The following is a 12,674-nucleotide window of genomic DNA, read 5'->3' as shown; positions in this document are numbered from 1 at the left end:
AATCTCTATTTATCTCATGGAGCGCCGGCCCGTCCGGGCGGCGGCACCCAATGACAACAAAAACAGTTACACCAGCTTGCGCACGATGGCAAAATCGAAGAAATCCGTGTAGCAGGTCTGGCAGCACAGTACCGGGCGGCACAGGCGGGAATAGCAGGTCTCGTCCAGCTGCATCAGGGCCTGATCGGGCCGCAGCCCCAGCTGGTGCCGGATGCCCGGGGTGCCGGTCACAGCGCGGATGTGGGCCAGTGTTTTGGTCACCTCCACGTGGCAGTATTCCGACACAATCTCAAAGATGGAACGGGTGAAATCCAGCGTATCCAGCCGCTGCCCGCCGAAAAGCGCCAGCGGCAGAATGTCGGTGGAGTAAAGCACGGGGGTGTTGTCCGCCAGAACGCGCCGGCGCACAAACACCAGCGTGGGATGCTCCTCCGGGGCAAGACCCAGCCGCCGTGCCAGATCATCGGGGGCGGTTTCCCGGGTGACCAGCACGTTGTCGCTGTGGGGTTCATACCCGGCGGCGCGGATCATGCGGTAGAATTCCAGTTTCTGGTCCAGACGGTTTTCCATCTTCAGCACGTCGCGGTTGACCAGCGTCCCGATGCCGCGCACACGCTCCAGATACCCCTCCCGTTCCAGCAGGCTGAGGGCATCCCGCACCACCGTGCGGCTGATGCCCAGCGCGCCGGCCAGTTCCACCTCACTGGGCAGCTGGGAAGCACCGGCATACAGACCGCTGCGCAGCTCAGCAACCAGCCGGTCGGCGGTCTGCTGGCTGCGCAGTTCGCCGCCCAGCGGGGTATCAGTTTCCTTTTTCATGCAGATATTCCTTTCCTGTCCGGCACACATCGGCCAGACAGCACTTTTCGCAGAAGGGGGTGGTCCGCGCCGTGCAGACAGCCCGGCCGTGGTAGACCAGCCGGTGGCAGAAATCGCTGCCCTCCTCCGGCGGGATGATCTTCCAGAGCTCGCGCTCCACCTTGGCGGGTTCCTTGATGTTGTCCACCAGGCCGATGCGGTTGCAAAGGCGGATGCAGTGGGTGTCGGTCACAATGGCCGGCTTGCCGAACACATCGCCCATAATCAGGTTGGCGCTCTTGCGGCCGACTCCGGGCAGGGCCAGCAGCGCGTCAAAATCGTCGGGCACCTTGCCGCCGTACTGATCACGGAGCATCCGCATGCAGGCGGAAATATCCCGCGCCTTGCTGCGTCCCAGGCCGCAGGGCTTGACGATGGCCTCGATCTCCTCCGGCGTGGCAGCCGCCAGGGCCTCCACACTGGGGTAGCGGGCAAACAGATCCTGCACCACCACATTGACGCGGGCGTCGGTGCACTGGGCAGCCAGGCGTACCTCCACCAGCAGCTGCCAGGCGTGGTCGTAATCCAGCGTACATTCGGCCAGAGGATATTCGGCTTTGAGGCGGTCAATACAGATCTGCGCCAGTTCCTTTTTTGTCACAGCATTCGCTCCGTTTCGCGTTCTTTCTCTTGATTCTACCACGGTGATACCTTATAATCAAGAGGAAGAGCCCCCAGTTTGGGGGAGGACGGCTTAAACAAATAAAAAAACGGGGCCCGAGTGCCCGAAGAAATGGATATATAACAAGGAGGGAAACCCATGGAACCCCTGGCACAGCGGCTGCGGCCGCGCACGCTGGATGAAGTCTGCGGGCAGCAGCATCTTCTGGGCAAGAATCAAGTGTTCCGCCGCACGGTGGAAAGCGGCCGCATTCCCAACATGATCTTTTACGGCCCGTCGGGGGTGGGGAAGACCACGGTGGCCAGCATCATTGCGGCGGGCAGCGGCATGCAGCTGCACAAGCTCAACGGGACCACCGCTTCCACCAGCGACATCAAGTCGGTGCTGGCCGACATCGGCACACTGGGTGCCACCGGCGGCATTCTGCTCTACCTGGATGAGATCCAGTACTTTAATAAAAGGCAGCAGCAGAGCCTTCTGGAATGTGTGGAGCAGGGAACCGTGACGCTGATCGCCTCCACCACCGAGAATCCCTATTTCTATGTGTACAATGCGCTGCTGTCCCGGTGCACGGTGTTTGAGTTCAAATCCCTGACGGCGGCGGATATCCGCCAGGGGGTGGAGCACGCGGTGGCGCGTCTGGGGGCCGAGGACAAGGTCCCGATCCTGATTCCCGAGGACGCGCTGGACTACCTGGCCCAGAGTGCCGGCGGCGATATGCGCAAGGCGCTGGGCAATCTGGAGTTCGCGGTGACGGCGGCGCCGGTGGAAAACGGCAGCCGCACCGTGACGCTGGACATGGTCCAGCAGGTGGCGGCCCGCACGGCCATGCGGTATGACAAGCTGGGGGACGACCACTACGATATTGTGTCGGCCTACCAGAAATCCATGCGTGGTTCCGACCCCGATGCGGCGCTGCACTATCTGGCCCGGCTGCTGGAGGCGGGGGACCTGCCCAGTGCCTGCCGGCGGCTGATGGTCTGCGCCTGCGAGGATGTGGGCCTGGCCTGGCCGCAGATCATTCCCATCGTCAAGGCGGCGGTGGACATTGCCAACGCGGTGGGCCTGCCGGAAGCCCGGCTGGCGCTGGCCGATGCGGTGGTGCTGGTGGCCACGGCGCCCAAATCCAACTCGGCCCATGATGGCATCAATGCGGCCATGGCCGATGTTCAGGCGGGGCGCACCGGGCCCATTCCCCGCCAGCTGCAGAACAAGCACTACGACGGGGCCGATGCCAAGGTGAAGGGGCAGCACTACCTCTACCCCCACGACTTTCCCCATCACTGGACCAAGCAGCAATACCTGCCCGATGCCCTCAAGAACCGGCGCTACTACGAGCCCGGCGACAACAAGAACGAGCAGGCCTTTGCCCAATACTGGAAGAAGATCAAAGGAGAAGAATAGGAGGTTGCGATGGCACAGCTTTGCCGGGAAACGATCCACTTTCCCTCCTCGGATACCACCCATACCATTGCGGCGTATGTGTATACCATGCCGGATGTGCCGGTCCACGCGGTACTGCAGCTCAGCCATGGCATGTGCGAGTATATCCGCCGCTATGAGCCCATGGCCCGGTTTTATGCGGCCCACGGTATCGCTCTGGCCGGAAACGATCATCTGGGCCACGGCGAAAGTGCCGCGCCGGGGGAGTACGGCCATTACGGCGAACCCGGTGGGCGGTATTATCTTTTGCAGGACCTGCACCGGATGAACGAGCATCTGCATCAGGAGTTCCCCGGTCTGCCGGTTTTTCTGTACGGGCACAGCATGGGCAGTTTTTATGCCCGCTGGTACGCCGAGCGCTGGCCCGAAACCATTGCCGGCCTGATCATCTCCGGCACGGCCGGTCCCCAGCTGCTCCATACGGTGGGGCAGGGGATTGCCACGGTGCTGGCGGCTCTGCGGGGCCCGCGCACGGTGTCTCCGTTTATGGTCCGGGCCAACATGGGCGGCTACTGCAAACGGATTCCCGATGCAAAATCCCCCAACGCCTGGCTTACCCGGGATGAAGCGGTGGTCCGGGCCTATGACGCCGACCCGCTGTGTGCCTTTCCCTTTACGTTGGGTAGTTACCGGGAGATGCTGGCGGCCATCCACCATGTGAACCGCGCCCGCTGGGCCCGGTCGGTGGACAAGAATCTGCCCATCCTGCTCATCTCCGGCGCCGAGGATCCGGTGGGCGGCTATGGAGAGGGTGTGCGCAAAGTCTGGGCGATGCTGGGCGACGCCGGAATCAAGGATCTGACCTGTGAGATCTTTGAGGGCGCCCGCCACGAACTGCACAATGAATGGAACCGGGAGGAAGTCTTCGACTACGTCCTGCACTGGCTGGAGGACAGACTGCCTGCCTGAAAGAAAATCCGCACGACATTTGTCGTGCGGATTTTCTTTGTTATCCCCTTGACAGCGACACAGAAAATCTGTATTATTGTATTAAGCCCTTAATACAATAATACAGAAGGGAGCAAGCCATGGACTGGAACATCACGGCGGGGCGCCCGGTCTATGTTCAGCTGGTGGAACAGATGGAACTGGCACTGGTGAACGGGATCTTTCCGCCGGGCAGCAAAATTCCGCCGGTCAGGGAGCTGGCGGCGGAGGCAGGGGTCAACCCCAACACGATGCAGCGCGCCCTGCAGGAACTGGAGAGCCGGGGGCTTTTGCAGGCGCAGCGCACGGCGGGACGCACGGTGACGGCGGATGCCGAAATTCTGCAGCAGTTGCACCGCAGACGGGCACAGACACTGGCGGAGGAATTTCTGCGTCAGATGCAGGCGCTGGGGCTGGACCGGGCGCAGACCGAAGAACTGCTGCGGGAAACCGCAGAGGGAGGAGAACACGATGAAGGCAATCTATGAAGCACAGGGCCTGTATAAATGGTATGGCCGCAAGGCGGCGCTGAATGGGGCTACCTTTTCGGTGCAGCCCGGCAAACTGGTGGGGCTGCTGGGCCCCAACGGCAGCGGCAAGACGACGCTGCTCAAAATTTCCGCCGGATTGCTGACGGCCAACGGCGGCGAGGTACGTATTGACGGGCAGCGGCCCGGCATCGCCACCAGGCAGGTGACCAGCTATCTGCCGGACCGGATGTCCCTGCCCACCGAGATGCGGGCGGAGGATGCCGTCAGCCTGTACGAGGATTTTTTCACGGATTTCGATGCAGGCAAAGCCCGGGCCATGCTGGCGGACCTGCACATCGAGGCACGGGACCGCATCGGCGCCATGAGCAAGGGCACCCAGGAAAAGATGCAGCTCTGCCTGACGATGAGCCGCGCGGCCAAGCTGTATCTGCTGGACGAACCGCTGGGCGGCGTGGACCCGGCGGCGCGGGACTACATTCTGCACACCATCCTGTGCAACTACAGCGAGGAGGCGGCGCTGGTACTTTCCACCCACCTGATCGGGGATATTGAAAAAGCCCTGGATGAAGTAATCTTTTTAAAGGAAGGCGCTGTGATGCGCCAGGTGGGGGTGGACGCTCTGCGGGAGGAAACCGGGCAGAGCGTGGATGAATATTTCCGGGAGGTATACAAATGCTGAACAAACTGCTGCGTTATGAACTGAAGGTGACAGCCCGGACGTTGCTGCCCGTTGGCGGCGGTGTGCTGGCCTTTACGGTGGTGACCGGCCTTGTCAATGCGGTGCTGAACAGCCAGAGCAACCTGCCCGATATGGTGGAATTCCTGCAGGCGCTGCTTCTCTTTGCTGCCGGCCTCGCCCTGCTGCTGGTGGTGGCGGCCTGTGTCTTTGTCAACGTCCAGCGCTTTTACAAACTGCTGGGGGAGCAGGGCTACCTGATGCTCTCCCTGCCGGTGCCGGCATGGCAGCACATTGCGGCCAAACTGCTCTGTGCCTGCCTGTGGACCATTGGCTGTGTGTTCTATCTGGGGGTGTGCGGCAGCATTCTCAGCGGCAGCGTGCCCACTTCTCTGGTCAGTACGGACAATCTGGACTGGCCTGTCGCGGCGGCCATGCTCATGCTGGTTTTGCTTCTGCTGGCCCTGCTGGTGGAGGCGTATCTGGAATTCTACCTGGCCTGCGCCATCGGCGGGCAGTTCGGACAGCAGCGCTTGCTGGCCAGTATCGTCAGTTACTTTGTGCTGGGGTTCCTGGAACAGATTCTGTTGGTATTCCTGCTGATTGTGGTGGCCTTCGGCTCCATTCAGGTAAATGCCGGAAGCTGGCTGGAAGCCTTCGCCCGGGTAAGCCCGGAGGCAACGATGGTATGGATGTTCCTGCTGGTGCTGCTTTGCATTGTTCTGGTGGATGCCATCAAGTGGGCCATCATCCAGTGGCTGATGACCCGGCGTCTGAACCTTGTCTGATCTGTACAATTCTAAAAGGAGTGTGTTTTATGGAAAAACGTCAGTATGTATGTCCCAAATGCGGCTGCACCGAATATGAGGCGGACCGTCTGCAGGCCACCGGCGGAAACTTTGCCAAGCTGTTCGATATTCAGAACAAAAAGTTTGTCACGGTCAGCTGCTGCCAGTGCGGCTACACCGAACTGTACAAGGAACAGGGCGGCGACGGCTGGGATGTGCTGGACTTCCTGATCGGCGGTTGATGTCCAAAGGAGGAAAAGGGTATGAAACAACGCAGATGGCTGCTGTGGTGTGTGGCTGTGCTCACGGCGCTGCTGCTGTGCGGCTGCAGCCAGTATGATAGCCGGTACGAGGATGAATCTTTCCTCACCGATGGGGCCAACCACTTTGCCACCATCATGTGGTGGGGCAACGACGAGGACGAGGGCAGCTACTCTTTAAGCGCGGGCAGCTTTACCGGCGTCAGGACACTGGTCTCTTTTACAGTGTCGGAGGACAAAACGCTGTGCGAAGTGGAATCCACGCTGGCCAGGACACGGGGCGAAGCCAAATTGCTGGTGGTCAACACGAAGGAGAAAACACTGGTCGCCCGGTGGTCGCTGGACAGCCAGGATCCCATGACGGTGACCTTGCCGGCAGGCCGGTATGATCTGCGCATCGCCGGAAAGAGCGCGGGCTTCAAGGGCGATGTGAGCGTTACGCTGAACGGGCAGCCGGTCTCCTCGGAGGCTTTTCTGGAAGCGATGCAGAAAAAGGTGGAGGAGGCAGTCTCCGGGAAATCCGACCTGCTGGATTCCCTGCGCCGGACCTTCGGGGACGGGCAGAAAGCCGCCTGAAAATATACTTTACAGCAATCTTGAAAATTCTTTACCACAATGGTAACGCAGGCTGTTGACAAACCCTGTGCTTGCCGTATAATGTATCTTGTGTGCATCTGAGGGTAAATCTGATCGTACCCTGCCACATTGGCGTTGTATGTGCTGCTTGTAGCGACCTTTCCCACGGGAAAGGACCGTGTAACAAACCTTTGCGGGGCGGCATAAAGCGCGCTGACCCGCAGGGGGACGCAGGCGGTCCGAGCCGCACAAGACTGCTGACCCCACGACGGGAAATTCCGCAAAGGGGGATGCAGTAATATGGACGAAAACATCATCGTATCACTGAAAGACATTGTTGTCGATTTCGACGGGCAGAAGGTTCTGGACGGACTTTCCCTCGACATTCACGACAAGGAGTTTGTGACTTTCCTGGGCCCTTCGGGCTGTGGCAAGACCACAACGCTGCGCGTGATTGCCGGGTTCATCACCCCGAAATCGGGCAATGTCTTTTTTGATGGCAAGGACATCGCGGACCTGCCGCCCTACAAGCGTCAGGTCAACACAGTGTTCCAGAAGTACGCACTGTTTCCGCATCTGAACGTCTTTGAAAACGTGGCCTTCGGTCTGCGGCTGAAAAAGATGCCGGAGGAGGAGATCCGCCCCAAGGTGCTGGAAATGCTGGAGACCGTCGGCCTCAAGGGCTTCGAGCGGCGCAGCATCCATCAGTTGTCGGGCGGCCAGCAGCAGCGCGTGGCCATTGCCCGCAGCCTGGTCAATCAGCCCCGGGTGCTTCTGCTGGACGAGCCTCTGGGCGCTTTGGACCTCAAGCTCCGCAAGGAGATGCAGCTGGAGCTCAAGCGCCTCCAGCGGGAAATGAACATCACCTTCGTCTATGTCACCCATGACCAGGAGGAAGCGCTGACCATGTCGGACACCGTGGTGGTCATGTCGGGGGGCAACATCCAGCAGATCGGCTCGCCCCAGGACATCTACAACGAACCGCGCAACGCCTTTGTGGCCCGGTTCATCGGCGATTCCAACATTGTGGATGGCGTCATGATCAAGGACTTCCTGGTCAACTTCGGCGGCCACGATTTCACCTGTGTGGACCGGGGCTTCAAGCCCAACGAGCCGGTGCAGGTGGTCATCCGTCCCGAGGACGTGCAGATCGTGCCGCCCTCGGTGGGTATGCTCACCGGCCTTGTGCGGGAAGTGATCTTCAAGGGGGTGCACTTCGAAATGCACGTGGATGTGGAAGGCTACGAATGGTTGATCCACTCCACCCAGGCCAGCCAGCCCGGCGAACTGATCGGCATGAACATCGGCCCCGACGAGATCCACATCATGGCCCGTACGGAGGTGTAAGCGATGCTCAAATCCAAAACCTCCCGGTGGCTGGCCGGTCCCTACCTGGTCTGGATGGCTGCCTTCATCGTGGTGCCGCTCTTCATCGTGATCTGGTATGCCATGACCAACTCGGACGGCCAGTTCACTCTGGAAAACCTGACCCAGATCGGCCGGTATTCCAGCGTCTTTGCCCGCAGTCTCATTCTGGCGGCGGTGTCCACCGTCATCTGTCTGATCCTCGCTTTCCCGGTGGGGTATTTTCTCTCCCGGCTGCGTGCCAATAAACAGCACATCATGCTCATGCTGGTTATGCTGCCCATGTGGATGAACTTTTTGCTGCGCACCTACGCCTGGATGACCCTGCTGGAGAAAAACGGCCTGATCAACAAGTTCCTGGGTTTGTTCGGCATCGGCCCCTTCAATATGATCAACACCTCCGGCGCCGTGGTGCTGGGCATGGTGTACAACTATCTGCCCTTCATGATCCTGCCCATCTATACCGCCATGACCAAGATCGATGACTCCATCATCGAGGCGGCCCAGGACCTGGGCTGCAACGTCTGGCAGATTCTCTGGCGGGTGCTGGTGCCGCTCACCGGCCCCGGCATTGCCACCGGCATCACCCAGGTGTTCGTGCCGTCGGTCTCCACCTTCATCATCAGCCGGATGCTGGGCGGCGGTTCCAACCTGCTCATCGGCGATTTGATCGAACTGCAGTTCCTGGGCAACTCCTACAACCTGAACCTGGGTTCTGCCATGAGCCTGGTGCTGATGGTCATCGTGCTGCTCTGCATGAGCTTCACCTCCAGCTTCGACGAGTCGGAAATGGAAGGGGTGATGTGAGATGAACAAAAAACAGTCCATCCTGTTGCAGCGCACCTATATCATCCTGATTTTCTGCTTCATGTACCTGCCCATCGCGGTCATGATCGCCTTCAGCTTCAACGAGAGCAAATCCCGTTCCAACTTTACCGGCTTCACGCTGGACTGGTACAGGAGCCTGTTCCACAACGAGATGATCCTCTCGGCGCTGGGGCTCAGCCTGGTGCTGGCGCTGGTTTCCAGTGTGCTGGCCACCGTGCTGGGAACGCTGGCCACCATCGGCATCAATTCCATGAGCCGGCGCACCCAGCTGCTGGTCAACAACATCAGCTATGTGCCGGTGGTCAACCCCGAGATCATCACCGGTGTTTCGCTGATGCTGCTCTTCGTCATGGCGCAGAACTTCGGCATTGGCGGCGACGGCGGGCTCTTCGGCTGGCCCACGCTGATCATCGCCCACATCACCTTCAATGTGCCCTATGTCATCTTCAATGTGGGCCCCAAACTGCGGCAGCTGGATCCCAGTCTCTACAATGCGGCGCTGGATCTGGGCTGCACGCCGCGGCAGGCCTTTTTCAAGGTCATTATGCCGCAGCTTTCCCCGGCGATTCTGTCGGCGTTCCTCATCTGCCTGACCTACTCCATCGATGATTTCATGATCTCCTACTTCAACTCCGGCACCATGCAGACGCTGCCCATCGCCATCTACTCCATGACCCGCAAGAAGGTCAGCCCCGAGATCAACGCGCTGTCGGCGGTTATTTTCTGTGTGATCCTCGCCATCATTCTCATCTCCAACGCGGCGGATTCCCGCGCCTACCGCAAAAACCAGACGGCCATCCGCAAGGCCATGCAGGAAGAGGGGGCGCGCTGAAATGAAAGCAGAAAAACTGTTTGCCACGGTGCTGGCGGCCGGTGTGCTGGCCGCCGCAGCTGCGCCTTCTGCCGCAGCGGAAGGGGACACCATCGCCGTGACCGACGATATTTCGGTATCTTCGGATTACGACTGGACCCGCTTTGCCGATGACAACATCACCCTCAACGTCTACAACTGGGGCCTGTATATCTCGGATGGTTCCGACGACAGCGTGGATGTGCTGTCGGCCTTCGAGGAGCTCACCGGCATCCAGGTCAACTACACCACCTTTGACTCCAACGAGAGTCTGTACGCCAAGATGAAATCGGGCGGCGCCACCTACGACGTGATCTTCCCCTCGGACTATATGGTGGGCAAGATGGCGTCGGAGGGGATGCTGGCCCCGCTGGATTTCGACAACATCCCGAATTTTGCGGGCATCGGCCAGGAATACCTGGGCTGGGCCTTTGACCCCGACAACACCTACAGCGTGCCCTATATGTGGGGCACCACCGGCCTGATCTACAACACCACCATGGTGGATGAGGCCCCCACCAGCTGGTCGGCTCTGTGGGACGTGCAGTACGCCAACAATGTGCTCATGTTCAACAACTCCCGCGACGCCTACGCCATTGCCGCCAAGAAGCTGGGCTACTCTCTGAACCCCGGCTCGGTGGAGGAAGTGGACACCGTCATGCAGGAGCTCAAGGACCAGAAGAGCGTGGTGCAGGCCTACGTCATGGACGAGATCTTCGACAAGATGGAGGGCGGCGAGGCGGCCATGGCGCCCTACTACGCCGGCGACGCCCTGACCATGATTGCCGACAATCCCGACCTTGCTTTTGTGCATCCCAGCGAGGGCGTCAACTTCTTCGTGGACAGCATGTGCATTCCGGCCAATTCCAACAACAAGGAAGCCGCCGAACTGTTCATCAACTATCTGTGCGAACCGTCGGTGGGCCTGGCCAACTGTGATTATATCGGCTACTCCACCCCCATCACGGCGGTATGGGAACAGCTGGACGACGACCTCAAGTACAGCGAGATCGCCTATCCCGGCGAGGATGTCATGAGCAAGGCAGAAGTGTTCACCACCCTGCCCGATGAGATCAACGCCGAGCTGGATTCCCAGTGGAGCGAGATGAAGAGCTACGAGGAGGGCGGCAGCGGCTGGATGGTCGTGGTGCTGCTGGCTCTGGCCCTGGTCATTTCCTTCTTCAACATCTGGCGCAAGCTGCGCAAAAAAGTGCGCGACGATTATTGATCTGCCCCGAAACCGCAGGCACAGGCCTGCGGTTTCTTTTTGCATTTCCCGGGGCAACGTGCTATAATACTAAGAATTGACAAAAAACAGATTGATTACAAGAGGGAGGGACCGCCATGTCGGAACCGATCGCCACCTATACACAACAATATACGGTCTATCGCCACGACGGGGACCATCACGGCAATGTGAAACCCGGCGCGCTGCTGCGCTACGGCCAGCAGATTGCCACCATGCATGCCGAAGCGGTGGGCCTCAATGATGCGCTGTATGCCGCCACCCATACTGCCTATGTGCTGGCCAAGCAGGCGCTGCATATCGACCGCACCCCCCGTGTGGATGAAGTACTGACAGCGATTACCCAGCCGGAGCGCTGCAAACGGGCCGTCAACAAGCGGATCACCACCTTTTACGATGCAGCTGGCAACCAGGTGGCGGTGCTGGACAGCCGCTGGGTGCTGATTGACACCGAAAAACGGCTGATTCTGCGCAAACATCCCGAACAGTTCAATGACCAGTGGGCGCCCGACGTGCCCTTTGAACTGCCCATGAAGATGGTGAAGGCAGACCCTGCCGATTGTGAGCAGATGGGGGAGTGTGTGGCCACCTATTCCCGCTGTGATATGAACGGCCACATGAACAATACCCGCTATGCCGATATTCTGTGCGACGCGCTGCCCTGGGAAGTGTGGGACCAGGGCGTGGTGCAGGATCTGAAGATCTACTACCACCGGGAAATTCCCCGTGGTGAATCCTTCACGCTTCTGCGGGCCCAGACGGCGGAAAAGCAGTACTACTTCTGCGGCCAGCGGGAGGACAAGTCTGCCTTTGAGGCAAGCATCACTTTTGCATAATAGCGGACCCTGCAGGCTGCCCTGGAGATCCTTTCCGGGGCGGCCTTTTTGGTGCATGGCAATGTGTGCAGAGGAGATATTTGTTTTCCCGTAACAGCCGCCGCGGCAACCAGCTTTTTCCCGGAATGACGATGAAAAAATCCTTGTCAAGCCCACCGAAAGCGTCCCGGCAGCCGAAAATCTGGCGCTGCGGCTGCAATTTGTACAAAGTGCAGTGCTTCTTTTTATGTGTTCCGCCAAATAGAGGGCACATACTTTAAAAATTACAAAATGTTAACAAATCGGTATTGACATCTGGTGACAAAACGGTTACAATTTAGTCACAAGCTAAGCAACACCCCAAGGGTTGCAAAGCTTCCTAAAATTGTTATTATCTTATTTTTCATGTGTTCTTCTCCTCCTTTCTTTGAACCCCCGCCCATCCCTCAGGGCGGGGGCTTCCTTTTGTTGTAAAAAACGGAAAAACCTATTGCAAACTATAATATTATATGATATATAATATATAGAACCATATAGGACAGGAGGCAACGCCATGAAACGGTACGCATATCTGAACCGCCTGGAGGAACTGCTGGCCGATCTGCCGCGGGAGGATCGCCGGCGCGCTCTGCAGCATTACGAAGAAGCCTTCAGGATGGCGGAGCCCGGCCGGGAGGAGGAAGTGGCCGCACAGCTGGGTTCCCCCGAAACGGTGGCGGAGCATATCCGGAAGGAGCGCACGGCACAACGGGAAGAGGCCCGCGGCCGCCTGTTGCTGGCTGTGCTGGCGCTGGTCCTGGTGGTAGCGCTGGCCGTGGGCATCGGGGCGCTGTCCGACCAAAATGGAAGCTCCGGTTCACAGGCACCGGATACCGCTTCGGCGCAGACCGAAATGCTGCCCGGCGGCCGGGGCGGGGGCGACAGCTGAA

The 12,674-nt window shown here is 59.4% G+C and carries 15 protein-coding genes; 13 read left to right on the top strand and 2 right to left on the bottom strand.

Annotation, left to right across the window (positions count from 1 at the left end; genetic code table 11):
- Positions 1 to 66: 66 nt before the first annotated feature.
- Positions 67 to 819 (bottom strand): GntR family transcriptional regulator, encoded by a 753-nt coding sequence (locus tag ABGT73_RS07200; RefSeq protein ID WP_346669120.1) that lies wholly within the window; start codon positions 817 to 819, stop codon positions 67 to 69.
- Positions 803 to 1,459 (bottom strand): endonuclease III, encoded by a 657-nt coding sequence (nth, locus tag ABGT73_RS07195; protein ID WP_346669119.1) that lies wholly within the window; start codon positions 1,457 to 1,459, stop codon positions 803 to 805. The genes ABGT73_RS07200 and nth overlap by 17 nt, the downstream gene beginning before the upstream one ends.
- Before the next feature lie 159 nt (positions 1,460 to 1,618).
- Between nth and ABGT73_RS07190 the strand changes: the two genes are divergently transcribed.
- The 13 genes from ABGT73_RS07190 (at position 1,619) to ABGT73_RS07130 (ending at position 12,673) form a co-directional block, all read left to right on the top strand.
- Complete coding sequence (locus ABGT73_RS07190) at positions 1,619 to 2,884, top strand: replication-associated recombination protein A (protein WP_346669118.1); 1,266 nt, start codon at positions 1,619 to 1,621, stop codon at positions 2,882 to 2,884.
- 9 nt (positions 2,885 to 2,893) lie between these two features.
- Complete coding sequence (locus tag ABGT73_RS07185; protein WP_346669117.1) at positions 2,894 to 3,832, top strand: alpha/beta fold hydrolase; 939 nt, start codon at positions 2,894 to 2,896, stop codon at positions 3,830 to 3,832.
- Between the two features lie 119 nt (positions 3,833 to 3,951).
- On the top strand, positions 3,952 to 4,338 hold the full coding sequence (locus ABGT73_RS07180) for a GntR family transcriptional regulator (RefSeq protein ID WP_346669116.1): 387 nt from the start codon (positions 3,952 to 3,954) through the stop codon (positions 4,336 to 4,338).
- Complete coding sequence (locus tag ABGT73_RS07175; protein WP_346669115.1) at positions 4,322 to 5,020, top strand: ABC transporter ATP-binding protein; 699 nt, start codon at positions 4,322 to 4,324, stop codon at positions 5,018 to 5,020. Before ABGT73_RS07180 ends, ABGT73_RS07175 begins: the two co-directional genes overlap by 17 nt.
- Positions 5,014 to 5,805, top strand: a complete 792-nt coding sequence (locus tag ABGT73_RS07170; protein WP_346669114.1) for a hypothetical protein — start codon at positions 5,014 to 5,016, stop codon at positions 5,803 to 5,805. Before ABGT73_RS07175 ends, ABGT73_RS07170 begins: the two co-directional genes overlap by 7 nt.
- A gap of 29 nt (positions 5,806 to 5,834) precedes the next feature.
- Positions 5,835 to 6,047 (top strand): zinc ribbon domain-containing protein, encoded by a 213-nt coding sequence (locus ABGT73_RS07165; RefSeq protein WP_346669113.1) that lies wholly within the window; start codon positions 5,835 to 5,837, stop codon positions 6,045 to 6,047.
- Between the two features lie 21 nt (positions 6,048 to 6,068).
- Complete coding sequence (locus ABGT73_RS07160; RefSeq protein WP_346669112.1) at positions 6,069 to 6,641, top strand: hypothetical protein; 573 nt, start codon at positions 6,069 to 6,071, stop codon at positions 6,639 to 6,641.
- 300 nt (positions 6,642 to 6,941) lie between these two features.
- The gene (gene potA, locus ABGT73_RS07155; RefSeq protein ID WP_346669111.1) at positions 6,942 to 7,988 is read left to right on the top strand and encodes a spermidine/putrescine ABC transporter ATP-binding protein; all 1,047 of its coding nucleotides are present in this window, start codon (positions 6,942 to 6,944) and stop codon (positions 7,986 to 7,988) included.
- Positions 7,989 to 7,991: 3 nt separating this feature from the next.
- Positions 7,992 to 8,813 (top strand): ABC transporter permease, encoded by an 822-nt coding sequence (locus ABGT73_RS07150; RefSeq protein WP_346669110.1) that lies wholly within the window; start codon positions 7,992 to 7,994, stop codon positions 8,811 to 8,813.
- Between the two features lies 1 nt (position 8,814).
- Positions 8,815 to 9,666: an ABC transporter permease gene (locus tag ABGT73_RS07145; RefSeq protein WP_346669109.1), complete on the top strand. Its 852-nt coding sequence runs from the start codon at positions 8,815 to 8,817 to the stop codon at positions 9,664 to 9,666.
- 1 nt (position 9,667) lies between these two features.
- Entirely contained in the window at positions 9,668 to 10,912 is a 1,245-nt protein-coding gene (locus ABGT73_RS07140; protein WP_346669108.1) for a spermidine/putrescine ABC transporter substrate-binding protein, read from the top strand.
- 116 nt (positions 10,913 to 11,028) lie between these two features.
- Positions 11,029 to 11,766: an acyl-ACP thioesterase domain-containing protein gene (locus ABGT73_RS07135; protein WP_346669107.1), complete on the top strand. Its 738-nt coding sequence runs from the start codon at positions 11,029 to 11,031 to the stop codon at positions 11,764 to 11,766.
- 532 nt (positions 11,767 to 12,298) lie between these two features.
- Positions 12,299 to 12,673, top strand: coding sequence for an HAAS signaling domain-containing protein (locus ABGT73_RS07130; RefSeq protein WP_346669106.1), 375 nt, complete (start codon positions 12,299 to 12,301; stop codon positions 12,671 to 12,673).
- Position 12,674: the final 1 nt, after the last annotated feature.

It is taken from the genome of uncultured Subdoligranulum sp., assembly GCF_963931595.1.
Lineage (GTDB): Bacteria > Bacillota > Clostridia > Oscillospirales > Ruminococcaceae > Gemmiger.
Note: the sequence above shows the minus strand (reverse complement) of the source record. Positions and strands in the feature narration are given on the sequence as shown.